The organism is Paenibacillus sonchi, from assembly GCF_016772475.1.
Classification (GTDB): Bacteria; Bacillota; Bacilli; order Paenibacillales; family Paenibacillaceae; genus Paenibacillus_AQ; species Paenibacillus_AQ sonchi.
In genome coordinates this window covers 1,661,243-1,680,574 of record NZ_CP068595.1, presented here as the reverse complement: position 1 = coordinate 1,680,574, position 19,332 = coordinate 1,661,243, and the positions used below count along the sequence as shown (strand labels likewise).

Sequence of the window (19,332 nt, the reverse complement as noted above, 5' to 3'; positions counted from 1 at the left end):
GCCGGAAGATTTTATGCATCGATGTGCTTCATCGCTGAACCCTGGCAGATCCATGCCCGCCATTGCTGCTTCAATAGACATCCCGCGCATACCGCTTGGTTAATGACATTTCTTTTACATAATCATTGGCCTCATCCGCAGTCATGCCGCCATGCTGCCGGATCACTGTCTTCAGTGCGGCATCCACTTCTTTGGCCATTTGCCGGGCGTCTCCGCACACATAGAAATGGGCGCCTTCCTGAAGCCAGGCCCAGATTTCTGCCCCATGCTCAAGGATACGGTGCTGTACATAGATTTTCTCCGCCTGATCCCGGGAAAAGGCGGTATTCAGCCGCTGCAGGAAGCCTTCCTCCCGCAACGCCTCAAGCTCCCCGCGGAAATAAAAATCACTGTCCTCCCGCTGTTCGCCGAAGATCAGCCAGTTTTTGCCCTTGGCACCGGATGCTTTGCGCTCCTGCAAGAAGCCGCGGAACGGGGCGATGCCTGTGCCCGGTCCAACCATAATCATCGGGGCATCGGGGTTAGCCGGTGGCCGGAAATGGGCATTCCTTTGAATGAAAATTGGAATCTCTGTATCCTCTGTAGCGAGGTCCGCGAGGAACGTGGAGCATACTCCTTTGCGGGCGTTGCCGTTATTCTCGTAACGTACAGTAGACACTGTAATATGAACCTCGTCCGGATGGGCTTTCGGACTGGACGAAATGGAATACAGGCGGGGCTGCAAAGGCTTGAGCTGTTCCAGAAACTCCTGAGCGCTGAGGGTAACCGGAAATTCCTGCAGAACATCAATGAGCTGGCGCCCCCAGAGCCACTGCTTCAGTTCCGCCTGGTTTTCGCTTTGAAGGAGCTTGATGAGCTGCCTGTTCTGTGTCCGGTCCCGGATGAACCGGAGCATCTCCGGAGTAATGCGGGCAATCTCAAAATGACGGTGCAGCGCTTCGTTGACCGGCAGTTCTCCCCGGTCTGCAACCATTACCGGAGCAGAAGGCTCAATGCCCAAGGTGTGCAGCAGATCATCAACCAAGCCGGGACAATTGACGGGCCATACCCCGAGCGCATCACCTGCTTCGAACTGCACGCCTGCGGACTTCAGGTCGAAGGCGTAGTGGCGGGTTTCTTTTTCAGATCCGGCCTTATTCAGATGCTGTTTGAACAGGAGCCGTGACGGGACCGGGTGATTCCGGTGATATCCGCGTTGCTCCGGGTTCGGGGAAGCCGGGCCGGGTGCAGCAATGGAAGCGGAAGAGATGCCGCTTGCTGCGGCTAGTCCAGAAGGCTCCGGGCTGCCTGCGAACCCGCGAAGCAGTTCCGAGATATCCTTCGTCCATGCATCCGCCTGTGCCTGATAGTCCGTATCGCAATGGGCACAATCCAGCAGCCGCGACGCGCCAAGCTCCTCCAGCCGGGTATCCAGATTCTTTCCAAAGCCGCAAAAGAGATCATAGTTAGAATCCCCGAAAGCGAGCACGGCGTACCGCAGGTCCTTCAGCAGAGAAGGATTCTCTGCCTTGAGCGACTGGTAAAAGCTTTCTCCGTTGTCCGGAGGATCTCCGGCTCCGAAGGTGCTGGCGATGAACAGCGCAAACCGGGTTTTCGCCAGATCGCTTACAGAATATTGATTCATATTTACCAGCCGTATGTCGTAACCGGCCTGTTGCAATTTTTTCGCGCAGTCAATGGCTGCACCTTCGGCATTTCCGGTCTGCGAGGCCCAGAGGATGGTTACGGGAAGCTTGCCTGCTGCCTCAGCATCTTCGGAGGCTGCCCCTGAAGAGACTGGCCCCGGAGGCATTACCTGCCGGGAATGGGGTTCCGCTCCGGGAAGCGGAGTGCGGGAGAACATTCCCGCCAGCAGACCGTCCACAAAGTAGCGGGTGGATGGCTCAAACGGTGCGGTGGCCGGCAGAACCGGAATGCCGGAGGCTGACCGGCCAGCCTCGGTGCGCAGGCTCGTGATGAAACCGGATAGATAAGCCTGTTCCCGGCTATCCAGGGTCATGGCTGTAGGGGCTTCAAGGCCAAACATGCCCGCAAGCGCATCAAGCTGCTTCATGGTTACGGTCTCCTTCAGATGGGCGTTCTCAGCGGCGGCTGGCGGTGCGGGCTGATTCTGGCCCATATCCGGTGCTTGCGGCTCCCCGGACGGCTGGCCCGCAGCCTTGACCAGCGACACGGAACAAAATTTCAGCTCAGGCTGTAAGGACAGGGGATCGACGGCATCATTCGTGACGTCATTGACGGCCAGCTGGGCACCAAAGACATCATTCCAGTGGAAGGGGGCGAAGCAGTTGCCCGGGCGCACGCGGTCGGAAAGGACAGCCGGAAGCACCGCCTGCCCCCGCCGCGAACGAAGCTCTACCGGCTGGCGGTCTTTAATTCCAAGCACCTCAGCATCTTCCGGGTGGATCTCCACAAATGGCCCCGGGTTCAGCTTATTAAGCTTGGGAACCTTGCCGGTCTTGGTCAATGTATGCCATTGATGCTGCAAGCGGCCGGAATTCAGCACGAAGGGATAGTCGCTGTCCGGCATCTCCGCAGGCGGCATATACGGGCGTGCCCAGAATACAGCTTTTCCGCTGTCTGTCGGGAATACGATATCTGGAACGCTGCCATCAACAGGCTCATTAAAGGCAGTGCCGCCCTTACGGTTCAAATAACGAATCGGGTTCCGGTCATTCGGCTGGTCCGGTGCAGAGGGCCACTGCACAGGCGTTTCCCGCAGCCGTGCATACGTGGCTCCGCGAAGGTCGTAGCCGGTCTTCGGATTCCAGGCCTGCTGGATTTCGGCATACACCTCTGCCGAAGATTGGTAGGCGAATGCCTCGGCATAGCCCATTTCAGCGGCTACCCGGGCAATCAGCTGCCAGTCGGGCATGGCCTCTCCGGGCGGCTCGACGGCTTGCTGCATCAGGGTCAGATTGCGCTCGGAGTTGATCATCACGCCTTCGCCTTCGGCCCACAGGGCCCCGGGCAGCAGGATATCCGCATAGCGGTTAGTCTCGGTGTCGAGGAAGCTGTCCTGCGTAATAACCAGTTCAGCCGCCTCAAGGGCAGCGATGACCTTCTTGCGGTTGGGAACCGTAGCCACCGGATTGGTACAGATGATCCAGCAGGCTTTGATCCTGCCTGCAATCATGCTCTCGAACATGGAAATGGTGCCGCCGCTGGCATCCGTCCGAAGGGTGCCTTGGGGATTTCCCACAGCTTCTCTATGAAGCTGCGGTCGGCCTCAGACACCAGGGAGCGCTGCCCGGGCAGGCCCGGCCCCATGTAGCCCATCTCACGCCCGCCCATGGCATTGGGCTGGCCGGTGAGCGAGAAGGGGCCGCTCCCCGGGCGGCAGATCGCGCCTGTGGCGAGATGCAGGTTGCAGATGGCATTCGTGTGCCAGGTGCCGTGAATGCTCTGGTTAAGACCCATGGTCCAGCAGGACATCCACTCCGGCGCCCCGCCAATCCACCCGGCCGCCTGGCGGATATCGGCTTCCGGGATGCCGGTAATTTCGGACACTCTATCCGGCGGATAGTCCTCCAGGAATGCCTCCATACTCTCAAAGCCGGAGGTGAACCGGGCGATAAAGGCCGGGTCTGTGTGTCCGTTCTTAACAAGCAGATGCAGCAGTCCATTCAGCAGGGCAAGATCCGTTCCGGGCCTGATCTGCATGAACAGGTCTGCTTTGTCCGCGGTTGCTGTCCGCCGGGGGTCCACGACAATCAGCTTGGCTCCCGCCTTCACCCGGTCCATCATCCGCAGGAACAGAATCGGATGACAATCGGCCATATTGGCGCCGATAACGAAGAATAAATCCGTCTTATCCATATCCTGATAAGAACCCGGTGGCCCGTCTGCCCCCAGGGAGAGCTTATATCCGTTGCCGGCGCCCGCCATGCATAATCGTGAATTAGACTCAATATTCGGGGTGCGGATGAAGCCCTTGGCCAGCTTGTTGATCAGATACTGGGCCTCCAACGACATTTGACCTGACACATACACGGACAGGGCATCCGGGCCGTGTTCCTCCAGAATGGCCCGCAGCCGCTGCGCGGTATCACGGATAGCTTCATCTATTTTCACTCGTTCAGGCCCGGCTCCGCGATCCTGGCGTTTGTAGGCATATTCCATCCGGCCCGATTCCGTGAGTGCGGCTGCCGCCGTGCTGCCTTTGGTGCACAGCCTGCCGAAATTGGCCGGATGCTCCTTATCTCCGGTGATGCTGACTACGCGGTTACCCGACACTTCGAGTATGATCCCGCAGCCAACGCCGCAATAAGGACAGACGCTTTTCACTTTGCCCGTTGTCATGTGAGTTCACTTCCCTCGAAGGTTCTCTGGATAAGTAATGCTAGAAATTGACCCCGGATTCCGCCTTCGCCCAGGATTTTTTCCACGAACGGGTTACAGCATAGAAAATCAGGGTTGTCAGAAGCACGATAGAGCCGACCACCAGAAATCCGGTAACCTGTGAGCCGGTGGATTGCTTCAGCGGACCGAGAACGTAAGTCGGCAGCAGATATCCGCCAAGACCTCCGGCTGCGCCGACAATGCCGGTAATGACTCCGATTTCGCTGGAGAAGCGCTGGGGGATGATCTGGAAGACCGAACCGTTGCCCATTCCGAGGCAGGCCATCATCACGCTGGTATAGAGCAGCATCACGAGGAAGGAACTAGGCATCGACGCAATGGCGAACGCACATACAGAAACTACAGCATACAAAACAAGCAGGAGACGCATGCCGCCAATCCGGTCCGCAATCCAGCCGCCTAAAGGCCGGAAGAAGCTGCCTGCGATAACTGTGATGGTGACCAGGTAGCCTACCTGGACTTTGGTCAGGCCCCCGGAATGTACGCCGTCGCCGTACACATCATAGAAGAAGATGCTCGCATAGTTGGCGAACCCGACAAACCCGCCGAAGGTAATGGCGTAGAACATCGAGAACCACCAGGTATCGGCATGCTTGAAGACGCTGAGATAGCTTTTAAGCGGCTTGGGTGCCGGGGCATTCGGGGCGTCTTTAGCCAATAGGGCAAAAACAATCATAACGAGGACCAGGGGAATCAGCGCGATCCCGAACACGCTATGCCATCCATAAGCCTGGGCGATCTGCGGCCCGAAAAAGGTCGCCAGCGCAGTTCCGCTGTTCCCGGCTCCGGCAATGCCCATTGCGAGTCCCTGATATTGCGGCGGGTACCAGCGGCTGGCGAGGGAGAGGGAGACGGCAAAGCTCGCCCCTGCAAAACCGAGTAGAAATCCGATCATATGCATCTGCAGCAGGCTGGTTCCGCCCAGCCAGCCCCACAGGAGGGGGATAATGGTGAGGAACATTCCGAGCAGGCCTGCTTTTTTACTGCCAATCCGGTCGGCCAGGATGCCCATCGGGATGCGGAAGATCGAACCGCCGAGGATGGGGATGGCGACCATGGCCGCTTTTTGGGTATCCGATAATCCGAAATCCTTGGTGATATAGAGCGACAGGGCTCCACACAGCACCCAAATCATAAAGCTTACATCAAAATACAAAAAAGCTGACAATAAACTCGGGGCGTGACCCGCCTTGCGAAAACCTTTTGCTTCCATCGCTGACATCCTCCTTTGAATAACCCCAAGTAAATGAACCGGCAAAAAAGGGCCGACTGACAGAACCCGCACATCTGCGGATTAAGTTCATCGGCCCCATTGCCATTGCAGCCACACTATCGTGACTGACTGTATAATTATTGGAAGTAAAACTCCGGTACAGCAGATTATCTGTCCACAGCATTGTGGGAATGATCTGTTGTCACCTTCAGGGACACATTGTTGTGTCGTTGAAATCTTATAATGTCAATATAATTAGCTCGATAGGAAATGTCAACAACTATAACATAAAAATTTAAAATTATTAATTTTAATTCTTTATTTAGGCGTTTTAAGCGTTTTCATGTAATGTAATATTACATTTAACCATATCCGGTCTGCTGAGTGACAAAAACGTCACCCAAATTCATCCTGCTTCTATGGTTGCAAGTCCAAACCGCGGCTAAGATAAGTATCAGGAAGGGGAGGAACCAAAAATGCAAACTGTGATTCAGACTCAAAATTTATCGAAAAGTTATGGGACGACAGCGGTACTTAAGAATATTGACCTGATGATCCAATCGGGAGAATTTACAGCGGTTATGGGACCCTCGGGCTCCGGGAAATCGACGCTGATGAACGTACTGTCTACCATTGACCGGTTTACGGGCGGCGAGGTTTGGCTGGAGGGGAAATCCCTGCTGGAGCTCAAAAAAAATCACTGCGGCAATTTCGGCAGGAGCGCATGGGATTTATTTTTCAGGATTATAATCTCCTGGATACGCTGACGGCCAAAGAGAATATTCTGTTGCCGCTCTCACTTCGCAAAGTGAAGGTGGAAGAAATGGAAGACCTGCTGCTGCCGATTGTGCGGGCGCTGAATATTGAAGAGATTCTTCATAAATATCCAAGCGAGCTGTCAGGGGGACAGAAGCAGCGGGTAGCTTCGGCGCGGGCCATCATTACCAATCCGTCTATTGTTTTTGCCGATGAGCCGACGGGGGCACTGGATTCCCGGTCCGCGACCCAAATGCTGGAGCAGCTTGCAGAGCTGAACGGGACGTTCGGGACAACGATTATGATGGTCACTCATGATCCCTATGCGGCCAGCTATTGTAAAAGGGTTATTTTTCTGCGTGACGGAGGAATTGTTAATGAGATTTACGCAGGAGACCAGACCCAAAAAGCGTTCTACGACCGCATTCTGGAAACCCAAAGCCTGATGGGGGGCAAGCTGCGATGAGTCTGCTGGAGCTTACGGTCCGAAATGTGAAGCGCAACTTCCGCCTATATTCCATCTATCTGTTCTCGATGATTGCCGGCGTCATCATTCAATTTACGTTCACATCCCTGATGTACAACAAAGATATTATGGATGCGCTCCAGAACCGGGCCAATTTCCAGACCGGTGTGGGCATCGCTTCACTTGTTGTGTTCTTATTTATCATTTTCTTTATCCTGTATGCCAATTCGTTCTTCATGAAGCAGCGCAAAAAAGAGTTCGGCATGTACCTGCTTTACGGCCTGAACGAACGGCAAATTACGCGGATGGTATTTTATGAAACCCTGATTATGAGCGCCATTTCTCTATTCACGGGAATATTGATCGGGGGACTGCTGTCCAAGCTGTTTGGGATGCTGCTGATGGATTTAATGCATTACGACCAGGTTATTTCCCTGTCATTCCCTATGCCGTCGATTGCTGCAACGATCGGTGTCTTCTTATTGCTCGCTATGATTATAAGTGTACAGAGTTACATCATGCTGAACCGGGTGCAGCTTACGGAGTTGTTTCATGCGAAGCAAAAGATGGAAAAACCCGTCCGCGTGTCTTCGGCCTGGGCTATGATTGCTGTACTTCTGCTGGGCATGGCCTTTGCTCTGATCAGCAGCGGAAAAGGTTCGGTGTTCTGGCAGGACTACGCGACGGTGAGTATGATTGCCGTGACCGTTGGCATTATTGCGGGCACCTTTCTGTTCTTTCGTCAATTTGCCGGCTGGCTGCTCCAGGCGGTAAGCCGCCGGAAAAAATACTATGAGGGCAATACGATGCTGTGGACCTCTTCCCTGCGGTTTCAGATTAGAGGCAACACGTTGAACTTAACCTTTATTTCATTGTTCAGTGCGGCGATTATGCTGCTGCTGAGCTTCATGACGATTAACTATAAGGTGCAGTTCGAAGCGGTGGGGAGAAACCTGCCTAATGATATAGCGTTTGAATCACTGGCCTCTTCAACCAACAACCGGATCGACAGCCTGATCCGCAGCTCCGGCCACGAGGTCCGGTACCACCTGACGCAAGAGGCGATAGTGGCTGAGCCGGTATCGGATATGGGGCCGGCTTTTGAGAATCCCGAGTACTATACTCCATACCTGCTGCTTGTATCCGAGCAAACCTATAACGGGCTGATGCAGGAACGGGACCCCAAGCAGAGCCTGGATCTGCAAGGTGAGGAAGCGGTGACCCTCGCCCAGGGATCGGACTTCGCGCAATCCTATGCCGCAAACCGCCAGCCGGAATTTAAGGTGAAGACAGATGGGGAAACCGCTTTTCGGATTATTGAGAAGAAGGACTATGCCTATCTTGGCTGGTCTTCAGATCCGGTGAGATCTATGGTCATTAAACCTGCGGTGCTCGTAATCTCCGACGAGGCTTACCGGAGCCTGCGGGAGCATGCGGACAAGAAGTCTTTTGAAATCTACGGTATTGCGGATGCCGGCCGGGCCGAAGAACTCTCGAAGCAGGTCCATGCCATCGTCACGGAGACGCCGGGTGCCTATTACTCCTCGTTTGCAGACGTGTACTCCAAGCAAATTGAAGGCTCGGCGCTTATGCTGTTCTCCAGCGGCTTTTTGGCCCTGATTGCGATCTTTGCGCTTGCCAGTGTAATTTATTTCAAGCAATTGCGTGAGGCTACAGACGAACGGCTGCAATATACCATTCTGCGCAAAATGGGCGTGGATGACCGGCAGATGAAAAGCGTGATCCGCAAGCAGCTGCTGTTTGTCTTTTTGCCGCCGCTGGTGCTTGGGGTGTGCCACAGCTGGTTTATTATCAAGTATTACATCCTGGATTCTGTGCAGGGCTTTACTGGACTTTCGGCAACCGTGTGGGGCATCATGGGGGTGTATTTCCTGATTTACGTACTGTTCTACGCTTCTTCCACGAATGTGTATTATAAAATTGTTAATGAAAACCCGTAACGCTCTATTCAAGCGATTCTCCGGTGATTGGAGGATCGCTATTCCCTTACCGCAGCATTTTCAAATAAGGATCATGGTTTTTCGGAAAGTGGATGGTGAATTCGCTGAAGCTGCCTGCTTCGGATTCGCAGGAAATGTAGTGCCCCAGTTTTTTGGACAGCTCCTGGGCCAAATACAAGCCCATGCCGGTCGATTTGGCATAGGTACGGCCGTTGGTGCCGGTGAATCCGCGGTTGAACACCCGCGGCAGATCCTTGCGGTCAATGCCGATGCCGTTATCACGCACAATAAGCAGTTTCTCATGCGGTGTAACCTGTGTCGTGAACGATATCTCTCCTTGATCCCCGGTATATTTCAGGCTGTTCGTGACCAGCTGGTTGATAATGAAGGACAGCCATTTGGAGTCGCTTTGCACCGTTGTGGCTTGTACATCGAGCCGGATTTTGATTTTTTTGGAGATGAACGTCTTGGAGTGGGCTTTGACGGCCTCTTTGACCAGCAGCTCCAAATTGCAGTTAACGATCTCGTAGTCCTGATTGAAGGTGTCAAGCTTGGAATAATATAAAGCCTGGTCGATGTAGTGCTCGATCCGTGACAGCTCCTCTTCCAGGCTGCTGTGATCGATCTCCGTCTGCTGCATCAGCCGGAGGACGGCGATGGGCGTCTTGACCTCGTGAAACCAGGAAACGATGAAATCATAATGCTCTTTCTGCTGCAGCTGCGCTTCGTTCAAGGCACGGATGTGCTGGATCTGCAGCTGCTCCATAGCTTCCCGGCAGCCCTCGGCCTCCAGGGACAGCGGCTCCGCATCTTCATCCGATAAGTGGTGGAGAGCCTGCACATTCTTCATGTAACGATGGAGCAAAAAGCCTGCCAGACCTAACAACAGCAGTGCCAGCGCATAGAAGAAGGTCCACCAGTGCCATGGAATCTGCGGATCTGCGGCAAATACGCCAACCGTCAGCAGAAAGCCGGCGGCATACAGGCCGATATACGGTTTCTCATATTTCAGGAATCGCCAGAATCTCATTCGATGATATACCCCATTCCCTTGCGGGTGACGATGAAGTCCTCCAGCCCCAGCAGGGCGATTTTACGGCGCAGGCGGTTGACGTTAACCGTTAACGTATTGTCGTCTATGAACTGCTCATCGCTCCACAGCACCTGCATCAAGCTGTCCCGGGATACAATCTTCCCGATATTTCTCATCATGGTTTGCAGGATAATAAATTCATTCCGCGACAGCTCTGCGGTCTGTCCCCCATACTCGACGGAGGAATTGGACAGATGGAATGTAAGCTGGCGGTGGGCCATCTGCAGACTTTCATCCTGGTAGGTGTAGTTGCGCCGCAGCAGCGCGCTCACCTTCGCCACCAGCACGCCAAGATCGAAGGGCTTCTGCACGAAGTCATCCGCCCCCATATTAATCGCCATGATGACATCCATATTCTGATTGCGTGAAGACAGGAAAATAATCGGCACTTTGGAGACAGCACGGATTTGCTGGCACCAGTAGAACCCGTCGTACACCGGCAGATTTACATCGAGCAGCACCAAATGAGGCTGACTGGCGGTGAACTCCTCCATAACCTTGTCAAAAGAAGACACCTGCGTGACCTCGTATTTCCACTTAGACAGCGTGTCGGCTACAATTCTTCTAATTTTCTCATCGTCTTCTACGATCATGATTCGAAACAATGTGATTCCTCCAGCTCTGGACATGTGATGCTGGTATTATATCATTTGTCCACACTCCTTGTGTTAGCCTTTCAGGGCAGCTGCACATAGAACGTAGTTGACTCCCCGACAACACTTTTGGCGTAAATCCTGCCCTTGTGCTGCTCCACAATCGATTTGGCAATGGCAAGACCCAGGCCGTATCCGCCCTGTTTGCGCGCTCTGGAAGTATCCGTGCGGTAGAAGCGGTCGAAGATGCGGGTCAAATGCTCGGCGGCAATGCCTTCCCCGGTGTTCGAGACGGACAGGAGCACATCGTTATTTTGTTTTTTGAGCGTGATGGCTACAGCGCCCTTAGGGTTCGTATATTTCACGGCATTGTCGAGCAGGATCATCACCACCTGCTTAATCTGCTCGCTGTTGCCCTGCACGGTCAGCTCCGGCTGGATGTCATAGTCGAAGGAGATATGCTTTTCAAAGATCACGGCTTCCATCGTCAGAATGATATTCTCTACCGCTTCGCTTATATTGAACCTGCTGTGGATCATGCCCGTCCGGGAATCATCCATCTCCGTCAGATACAGCAGGTCATTGGTCAGCCGGGTCATCCGCTCCGTCTCCGACTTAATATACTGCAGCCACTTCGCCTGGCTGCCGATCGTGTCGCCGCTATTGGACAGGAGCACATCCGCGTTGGTATTGATGATCGTCAGCGGCGTCTTCAGCTCATGGGAGGCATCGGCGATGAACTGCTTCTGCTTATCAAAAGCCTCCCGGACCGGTGCAATCGAGCGGTTAGCAAAGAACCGGCTGGTGAAGTAGAGGATAATCAGCATCAGCAGGCCGACGGCGGTGAAGGTGTAGATCAGGTTGGTGAGGATGTTTTGCTGGGCCGTGATGTCCAGGAAGACGATAATCTTCTCTTCCCCCATATGCTTAACCGTGAAAATCCATCGGCTGTCATCCAGGGTGAACCGGCCGATATCCTTGCCGATGCTGAGGGCCTCCTTCAGTGCAGCCGTATAGAACTCATCGTCCATCATAAATTTGGAGTCCTTGTCTTTCAGATTGCCGCTCGCGTCCGTTGTCACCGTGAAGGAAATGGAACGCTCCGGCGGCGGGTTGCCGCCCTCCATAGGCCTGTTCTCTTTGGGAGGTATCCCGTCAGCGGAGCCCGGATGTCCTGCCTCGCCAGGGCCCTTCTGCTGGTAGTCCGCAATCCGGTGGAGATTCATATTAATGTCGTTCTGCACATTCAGGTACATGATCACATAGATCGAGGCAAAGGCGATCAGCATAATCACGGAGATGGTGGTCAGATTGACGATCAGAAACCGGTTCCTGAGTTTTTTGAACATCAGCGGTTCACCTCTAATACATAGCCGACATTCCGAATTGTGTTAATGCGCACCTCTGAATTCAGGAACACCAGCTTTTTCCGCAAAAAAGAGATGTATACCTCCACATTGTTATGCTCCGCCTCCGAGTCGAAGCCCCACAGCTTCTCGATAATCTGCTCCTTCGAGGTTACCGCCTGCTTCCTTAGGATCAGCAGCTCCAGCAGCTCATTTTCCTTCAGGTTCAGCTTGATTTCTTTGCCCTTCACGGAGAGCCGCAGGTTCGCCGTATTCAGCTCCATATCCCCCAGCTTCAGCGTGTCATCCGGGATGACCTCGCCTTTGCGCCGCAGCGCCGCCCGTATTCTGGCCATGAGTTCCTCTGACGAGAAGGGTTTGGCGATATAATCATCGGCCCCGTAATCCAGCCCCGCCACCATATCCGTTATCTCTCCCTTGGCGGTCAGCATGATCACGGGAGTGGATATACCCCCGCTGCGGAGCTTCTTCAGCACAGTAAAGCCATCCATCTCCGGCATCATGATATCCAGCAGCAGCAGATCATAGATCCCGCTCTGTGCATAGTCCAGCCCCGATCTGCCGTCATGGACCGCATCCACCGAATAATTCTGCTTCTTCAATATTTGAGTCAAGGCTTCCGCCAGATGCACTTCGTCTTCCACTATTAATATTCTCATGGGTATGCCCATCCTCTGCATAGAAGTTTGCTGATTACTTAAGTCATTATAGCAAGATTACCTTTAACCAACCTTAACCCGATTCCAAGCCCAGGAACGCAATATATGAAGGAATTCTGATGAGCACCAGCCTTTTGTTAAGCGGGCGTAAAAAGATCACAGGAGTGTAAAACCATTTAAGATTCATTAAAGGTTCCGGGACTAAGATACATTCATAAGCAAGCGGGGGCATACATGGAACACACACATACAGCACACATACAGCACACATACAGCACTTATAAGCACATCTGAAACACTCCATTATGAAAGGATCTGACCCTTATGGCGATTGAGGTATTCAACCGGTACGAGAACAAATATCTGCTGGACCATACCGCTTACCAGAAACTCTACAATGACCTGCTGGAATATATGGAGCCGGATGATTACAACAAGCAGCATGAATTCTACTCCATTACGAATCTCTATTATGATACCGCCCATGACTCGCTGATCCGCAGCAGTCTGGCGAAGCCGAAATACAAGGAAAAGCTCCGGCTGCGGGCTTACGGTGTTCCGGACCAGGACACCAAGGTGTATCTGGAAATTAAGAAAAAGGTGTTCGGCCTGGTTAACAAAAGAAGAACTTCGCTCAAGCTGCAGGAGGCCTACGATTTTGTCGCTACCGGCGTGGAGCCGGAGTACCGGGAGTACATGAACAAGCAGGTGATTGAAGAGATCAAGTACTTTTTATCCCGGTATGATCTGATGCCCAAGGTGTACCTCTCCTATGAACGCAAAGCGCTTTTCTGCAAAAACAACCGGGATCTGCGCATCACCTTCGACACGAACATCCGCAGCCGCCGCTACGATCTGAAGCTGGAGCATGGCACGCATGGAGAGTACCTGATGCCCCAGGGCCAATGGCTGATGGAAGTGAAGGCCGAGAAGACGATTCCCGTCTGGCTGGCGAAAATGCTCTCCGAGCACAGGATGTACCGCACCAGCTTCTCCAAATACGGCAATGAATATAAAAAGATGCTGAAGGCCAGCAAAATCGAAAGGGAGAGTGCCCTGTATGCTTGACTCTATATTTTCCGCCGCTCTGACGAGTGCTGAATTAACCTTTACGGACGCCATTTTGACGATTTTCATATCGATTGTACTCGGCGGATTGATCAGTTTCACCTACATGAAAACCAACCCGGGGGGATATTCGCAAAGCTTCACACTGACGATGGTCCTGCTGCCGGTGATTGTGGCGATCATCATTCTGCTCATTGGCAGCAATGTAGCCCGTGCCTTCAGCCTTGCCGGGGCCTTCTCGATTATCCGCTTCCGCAGCGCGCCCGGCGACCCGAAGGATATTACATTTGTGCTGTTCACCATGGCTTCGGGACTGGCCTGCGGAGTCGGTTCATTCGGCTACGCCGCACTGTTCACCCTCATTCTCTGCGTGCTGATGTTCATCCTGAACCGCACCGGCTTCGGGGCCAGAAAGTCGCAGCAGAAGACGCTGAAGGTAACTATCCCCGAGAACCTGGGGTATGAGGAGGCTTTTGCCGAAGTGTTCGATACATTCAATGTCCGCTATGAGCTGAAAAAGATTAGAACCACCGAGCTGGGCAGCTTATACGAGCTGGTCTACGAAGTTACGATTGATGAGCATACGAGCCAGAAGGAGCTCCTGGATGCGGTCCGCACCCGGAACGGCAATTTAGATCTGTCACTGACGATGTGTCCAGCCACCACAGACTACTAAATCGAAGGGAACGATGGCATATGAAAAATTTCCTTACAGGGAGCAAGATAGGGATGGTGCTGCTGAGTGCAGCGCTCATGACAGCGTGCAGCACGAATACAGGGGCGAATACCAATGCAGCGGACAGCCCGGCAGCAGGTACAGCCGTTACCGCCAGTGCAACGGGCGGAACTGCCGCCGCAGTAGAACTGGCAAACGTTAAGACAACGGATCTGGTGGAGTACGACGCAGATGATATCACCACAGCCTGGACGGCAGATGCAGCAACCGATATTACCCTTGCAGGAACAACCGCAGAGATTAAAGGCGCTGGCGCTACAGCCAAGAATGGATCGGTCACGATTACGGAAGCGGGAACCTATATCCTCTCCGGTTCACTGAGCGACGGGCAGATTATTGTGGATGAGCAGGCCAAAGGAACCGTTCGGCTGGTGCTGAACGGCGTGAGCCTCAAGGATAGCGACAGCGCTCCAATCTACATCAAGGAAGCGGGCAAGGTTGTAATCACCCTGCAGGAAGGTACAGAGAACAGCGTTGCCGATGGAGCAAACTATGTGTTCGCCGATGCCGCCACGGACGAGCCGAGTGCGGCCATCTTCAGCAAAGCCGATCTGACCGTTAACGGAACCGGCAAGCTGACGGTTACCGGGAGCTACAAGGACGGCATCTCCAGCAAGGATGATCTGAAAATTGCCGGCGGCACAATTGATATTACGGCAGCAGATGACGGCATTGTAGGCAAGGATCTGGTGGCCGTACAGGACGGCAATCTTACCATCAAAGCGGAAGGAGACGGCATCAAATCCACCAATGATGAGGATACGGCCAAAGGCTTCGTGGCTATTGCAGCCGGAACATTCGACATCACGGCAGGCAATGATGGCATTCAAGCTGAAACGGCGGAAGTCATCGATGGCGGAACCTTCAGCCTTGTGACGAACGGCGGCTATGAAAACGCAGAGGTGAAGACGGGGGATCAAGGGCCTGGCGGTAAGGGTATGGGCGGCGGCCGGGGCGGCTTCGGTAACCAGGGGGCAGTGGACGGCACCTCGGCAGCCACAACCGAGGCGGCTCCGGCGGTAAACACGGCAGCAGCTGCGGCGGATACAGCAGCCGTGACTACAACAGCCGTGACTACGGCAGCGGTATCTACAGCGGAGGCAACTGCAACAACGGCTGAAACGGAATCCACAAGCGCCAAAGGGCTGAAGGCCGGAGGAGACCTTACCGTGAATGGCGGCAGCTTCACGATTAACACCGCAGATGATGCGCTGCACAGCAACAGCAATGTCTCTGTGACGGACGGTGAATTCAAGATTACTGCGGGAGACGACGGCATCCATGCGGACAGCCTGACTTCCTTGTCCGGCGGCACCATCGATATCACGAAGAGCTATGAAGGCATTGAAGGCGGCAATATCACTATCTCCGGCGGAGAAATTCACGTAGCCGCATCCGATGACGGCGTGAACGTGTCCGGCGACAATGACGGCAACGCTGGACAGGGAACTGCACAGCAGGATCAATTCACAGGCTCCGGCAGCAGCCAACTCACGATCAGCGGCGGATTGGTAGCAGTTGACTCCACAGGTGACGGGCTGGATTCCAACCAATCGTTCTCCATGACTGGCGGAACCGTGATTGTCAACGGCCCTACCAATGACGGCAACGGTCCGCTGGATTATGACGGCACCTTCGACATGACAGGCGGCTTACTGGTTGCTGCGGGCAGCTCGGGGATGGCCCAGGCTCCGGGCGAGGATTCCAGCCAATACTCAGTCAGCATGAGCTTCACTGAGGCCCAGCAGGCTGGAACGCTGGTTCATCTGGAAGATGGTGACGGCAACAACATCCTGACCTTCGCACCTTCGAAGAACTTCTCGTCCGTCGTTGTCAGCTCTCCGGATTTGAAGAAGGGCGGTTCCTACACCCTCTCCACAGGCGGGACCTCTACAGGCACCGCAGTAGACGGGCTGTATACAGACGGCGACTATACCGGCGGCACGCAGGTCGTAACGTTCGACATCTCCGGCAGCGTTACCTGGCTGAACGAATCAGGCGTCACTACGGCTAACACTGGCCGTGGCCCTGGTGGTGGCAGCTTCGGCGGCGGAGGCAGCGGCACCAGACCTGAACGCGGCGCTGGAGACACTCCGCCCGAAGGCGGAGCAGGCGGTACACCGCCAGATGCTGCAGGTGAAACTGCAAATTAAATAACAAACGGCCCCTCTCCGGTGGATGAAGTGCACCCCTTAGAATAGACATTGGAATAAACCCCTGGTTTATCCGATGAATTCTAGGGGGTGCATTTTTTATGCCAGCGATTAAAGGAAAGAAGTCTAAAACGTATTCTTATGAAACAAAGCTGGAGGCAATACGTCTTCATATGGTCGAAGGTTGGACCTATCGTAAAATTATGGAGAAGTTCGAAATTACAGACAGACATCGGTTGAAAACATGGATGAGGAAATACCGGGAACTGGGAGAGTTCGGACTTGTGGACCAGCGAGGACGGCGAGAACAATATGTCGATCAAGAAAGACAGGTCAAATGGCTCAAACAGGAGAACGAAATGCTAAAAAAGTGCTTGGAAATCTGGATGCAGGAGATGAAACAGAGCGGTATGTAACGATTGAGAGAGCCTCAAGTGAATATCCGGTTCGTCATTTGTGCAAAGTGTTTGGGGTCTCCAGAAGCGGATATTACGCCTTTCTAAAGCGCAAAGCATTCGATCGGGACCGAGAAGATAGAGAACTTGTGAAGAAGGTTTACGAGCACTACAACGGAGTTTACGGATACCGACAGATCCAGTTATTCTTGCTGCAGGATCATGGAGTCTGGATGAATCATAAGAAGGTGCTACGGCTCATGCAGGTACTTGGAATCCGGTCACGAATAAGGCGAAAACATCGCTGTAATTACGCATCTTCGGACGGAGGGCGAGTCGCTAAAAACTTACTGAAGCGAGATTTCAAGGCGGATGCTCCTAACCAAAAATGGGTTACCGATGTGACTCAATACCGGGTGGGAGAATCGTGGCTCTATCTTTCTGCGGTGAAAGATTTGTTTAACAATGAAATTGTAGCCTACCACATGAGTCAGAAAAATGACAATCCACTGGTTCTACAGACCTTTGAGAAAGCCTTTAACAAGACAAAAGACGTGACCGGACTGATCGTTCACAGCGACCAGGGATTCCAATACACGTCTCATGCATACCATGACATGCTGCCAAAGGTTGGCGCCCGAATCAGCATGTCCCGCCGAGGAAATTGTTATGACAATGCCTCCATGGAGAGCTTCTTCTCGCATCTCAAAACGGAAGGGCTCTACCCTTATGATATCCGAAATCTGGACGAGGCACAAAGACGAATTGAAGCCTATATTCAATTTTACAACCAGTATCGACCGCAACGAAGACTAAATAAGCTGCCTCCGGTGGAGTACCGGAAGCAGCTTACAGCCTAGGGTCTTTTTTCAGTGTCTACAAAATAGGGGCTTGACCATGGATGGAGAGGGGCCGTTTTGCTTACATAAAATCAAAAAAATAACGGATCACATGGAAAAACACCGGCGAGGTGTAAGCCAGACTGTCCACGCGGCTGAGGTAGCTTTTCTGCAGGGCCGCGAACTTGTCGTCATCCCCGATGAGCAAATCGCGCTTCAGTACGGACACCGTTAAGCTGCCGAAGAATCCGGCCAGGCTGATCAGCACGCCGGAGAAGAACCCGAATACCGGGGTCAGCGGCGTCAGGTAAGGGTAGATCAGATATGAGACTCCGGCAGTGACCGCAAATGCACAGGCGAAGCCTTCCCAGGTCAGATTCGGGTTGGCGGTCGGCACGACCTTGCGCTTGCCGAAATAGATCGAGGCCAGGTAGTGTACGGCATCATTCAACTGGGTCAACACTACCAGAAACAGCACGAGCCCTGCGCCGTACTCCGGTGTGGCAAACTGGAAGTAAGCCAGATGGCTGAGACCGAAAACCATGAGCATCAGCCCCCACTGGGTGGCGCTTACGCTCCGCAGGAAGCCAAGGGTGCCTTTGTTGATCAGCCGGGGCAGCGGCAGGAGCAGGAAGACGTACACCGGAATGAAGACGATGAACATGCCGTACCATTCGATATAGATCCAGTAGAACTGCAGCGGAATGGACAGGTAGGCCCACAGAAACAGCCTCCGGTCCGCTTTTCGCGTACGGATCATGGAGAAATATTCTTTCAGTGCGAAGAAGGCAAGCACCATCAGGGACAGCAGGGACACGACCGGGTTGAACAACGTGGCCAGGCAGAAGATAAAGACCATGCCCCACCAGGTTTTGATGCGGAAGCCGATCCCCGTGTAGTCCTTGTCTTTCTGCAGTCTGCTCACCAGCATGTAGATCAAATGGACCGCGGATAAAGCTGTAAATATAAGTATTAATGTAACCAACGAGCTGTTCAAGCCATCACCAACTTGCTGCAGGATAGGATTCCAACAAAGGGATCATATGTTAGAATAGAAAAAGGCACAAGCTGCATGTTAAATTTTTACACTGCGATAAGGGGATATTCTGTACATGGAAGCAGATCATTCGGTCTTTATTTTGCTTACGAATACGGGAACGCTATTTACAAAGCTCATTCAAGGTTATACCAAAGCACCATACAATCACGCCTCAATTGCGTTTGACCGGGAGCTTAAGGAACTGTACAGCTTCGGCCGGAAGAATCCGAGCAATCCCTTGAATGGCGGTTTTGTGCATGAAGATCTGCGGACAGGCACCTTCAGCAAGTATCCGGATACCACCTGTGTAATCTATGAGCTGCATGTCTCTGAACGCGAGGTGGAAAAAATGCGGCGGGTCCTGCACGTTTTTATCCGCAGCCGCCAAAAGTACCTCTACAACATGCTGGGGGTCATCGGCATCGCCCTCAAGGAGCCTGTTGAATTCAGCAACTCCTATTTCTGCTCGCAGTTTGTTGCGGAAATTCTGGACCGTTCCGGCATCAAGCTGTGGAACAAGCTGCCCGCACTCGTCACCCCGGATGATTTCCGGCAGAGCGACCGGCTGGAGCTGATCTATCAAGGGAAGCTGAGAGAATATGCGCCTAGGCAATAATTGCCCGTCAACCCTT

Annotated in this window: 15 protein-coding genes and 1 pseudogene; 8 read left to right on the top strand and 8 right to left on the bottom strand. The window is 53.4% G+C overall.

Going from position 1 to position 19,332, the window contains the following annotated elements:
* Positions 1-70: 70 nt before the first annotated feature.
* From JI735_RS07685 to JI735_RS07675, 3 genes are read right to left on the bottom strand one after another with little or no spacing between them, the layout of a single operon-like run.
* Entirely contained in the window at positions 71-3,202 is a 3,132-nt protein-coding gene (locus JI735_RS07685; protein ID WP_202677282.1) for a sulfite reductase subunit alpha, read from the bottom strand.
* A complete protein-coding gene (locus tag JI735_RS07680) occupies positions 3,133-4,302 on the bottom strand; it encodes a molybdopterin-dependent oxidoreductase (protein WP_202677280.1) in 1,170 nt (389 codons plus the stop codon). The genes JI735_RS07685 and JI735_RS07680 overlap by 70 nt, the downstream gene beginning before the upstream one ends.
* Positions 4,303-4,342: 40 nt before the next feature.
* Positions 4,343-5,575, bottom strand: a complete 1,233-nt coding sequence (locus JI735_RS07675; protein WP_020434413.1) for a nitrate/nitrite transporter — start codon at positions 5,573-5,575, stop codon at positions 4,343-4,345.
* Between the two features lie 476 nt (positions 5,576-6,051).
* On the opposite strand from JI735_RS07675, the pseudogene JI735_RS07670 reads away from it, so the two are divergent.
* Positions 6,052-6,797, top strand: a pseudogene (locus JI735_RS07670) (ABC transporter ATP-binding protein).
* Positions 6,794-8,758: an ABC transporter permease gene (locus JI735_RS07665; RefSeq protein WP_039833449.1), complete on the top strand. Its 1,965-nt coding sequence runs from the start codon at positions 6,794-6,796 to the stop codon at positions 8,756-8,758. The pseudogene JI735_RS07670 and the gene JI735_RS07665 overlap by 4 nt, the downstream one beginning before the upstream one ends.
* Positions 8,759-8,804: 46 nt before the next feature.
* On the opposite strand, the gene JI735_RS07660 is transcribed toward JI735_RS07665, so the two are convergent.
* The 4 genes from JI735_RS07660 to JI735_RS07645 all read right to left on the bottom strand — a co-directional run bounded on the left by JI735_RS07660 (position 8,805) and on the right by JI735_RS07645 (position 12,470).
* Complete coding sequence (locus tag JI735_RS07660) at positions 8,805-9,788, bottom strand: sensor histidine kinase (RefSeq protein ID WP_039833450.1); 984 nt, start codon at positions 9,786-9,788, stop codon at positions 8,805-8,807.
* Positions 9,785-10,456 carry a response regulator transcription factor gene (locus JI735_RS07655; protein WP_039833451.1) on the bottom strand — a complete coding sequence of 224 codons (672 nt, stop codon included), beginning with the start codon at positions 10,454-10,456 and terminating at the stop codon, positions 9,785-9,787. Before JI735_RS07655 ends, JI735_RS07660 begins: the two co-directional genes overlap by 4 nt.
* 71 nt (positions 10,457-10,527) lie before the next feature.
* Positions 10,528-11,793: a sensor histidine kinase gene (locus JI735_RS07650; RefSeq protein WP_039833453.1), complete on the bottom strand. Its 1,266-nt coding sequence runs from the start codon at positions 11,791-11,793 to the stop codon at positions 10,528-10,530.
* Complete coding sequence (locus JI735_RS07645; RefSeq protein WP_039833455.1) at positions 11,793-12,470, bottom strand: response regulator transcription factor; 678 nt, start codon at positions 12,468-12,470, stop codon at positions 11,793-11,795. The genes JI735_RS07650 and JI735_RS07645 overlap by 1 nt, the downstream gene beginning before the upstream one ends.
* 324 nt (positions 12,471-12,794) lie before the next feature.
* Between JI735_RS07645 and JI735_RS07640 the strand changes: the two genes are divergently transcribed.
* The 5 genes from JI735_RS07640 to JI735_RS07620 all read left to right on the top strand — a co-directional run bounded on the left by JI735_RS07640 (position 12,795) and on the right by JI735_RS07620 (position 17,682).
* Positions 12,795-13,538: a polyphosphate polymerase domain-containing protein gene (locus JI735_RS07640; RefSeq protein WP_039833456.1), complete on the top strand. Its 744-nt coding sequence runs from the start codon at positions 12,795-12,797 to the stop codon at positions 13,536-13,538.
* Positions 13,531-14,214, top strand: a complete 684-nt coding sequence (locus tag JI735_RS07635; RefSeq protein WP_039833458.1) for a DUF4956 domain-containing protein — start codon at positions 13,531-13,533, stop codon at positions 14,212-14,214. Before JI735_RS07640 ends, JI735_RS07635 begins: the two co-directional genes overlap by 8 nt.
* Positions 14,215-14,234: 20 nt before the next feature.
* Positions 14,235-16,427 carry a carbohydrate-binding domain-containing protein gene (locus JI735_RS07630; protein WP_202677278.1) on the top strand — a complete coding sequence of 731 codons (2,193 nt, stop codon included), beginning with the start codon at positions 14,235-14,237 and terminating at the stop codon, positions 16,425-16,427.
* Between the two features lie 101 nt (positions 16,428-16,528).
* Positions 16,529-16,843: a helix-turn-helix domain-containing protein gene (locus JI735_RS07625; protein WP_039832618.1), complete on the top strand. Its 315-nt coding sequence runs from the start codon at positions 16,529-16,531 to the stop codon at positions 16,841-16,843.
* Positions 16,765-17,682, top strand: a complete 918-nt coding sequence (locus JI735_RS07620; RefSeq protein WP_233181315.1) for an IS3 family transposase — start codon at positions 16,765-16,767, stop codon at positions 17,680-17,682. Before JI735_RS07625 ends, JI735_RS07620 begins: the two co-directional genes overlap by 79 nt.
* A gap of 61 nt (positions 17,683-17,743) precedes the next feature.
* Here the strand turns inward: JI735_RS07620 and JI735_RS07615 are convergent, their stop codons facing one another.
* The gene (locus tag JI735_RS07615; RefSeq protein ID WP_039834734.1) at positions 17,744-18,658 is read right to left on the bottom strand and encodes a phosphatidate cytidylyltransferase; all 915 of its coding nucleotides are present in this window, start codon (positions 18,656-18,658) and stop codon (positions 17,744-17,746) included.
* A 115-nt stretch (positions 18,659-18,773) separates the two neighbouring features.
* On the opposite strand from JI735_RS07615, the gene JI735_RS07610 reads away from it, so the two are divergent.
* Complete coding sequence (locus JI735_RS07610) at positions 18,774-19,316, top strand: hypothetical protein (RefSeq protein ID WP_039834733.1); 543 nt, start codon at positions 18,774-18,776, stop codon at positions 19,314-19,316.
* Positions 19,317-19,332: the final 16 nt, after the last annotated feature.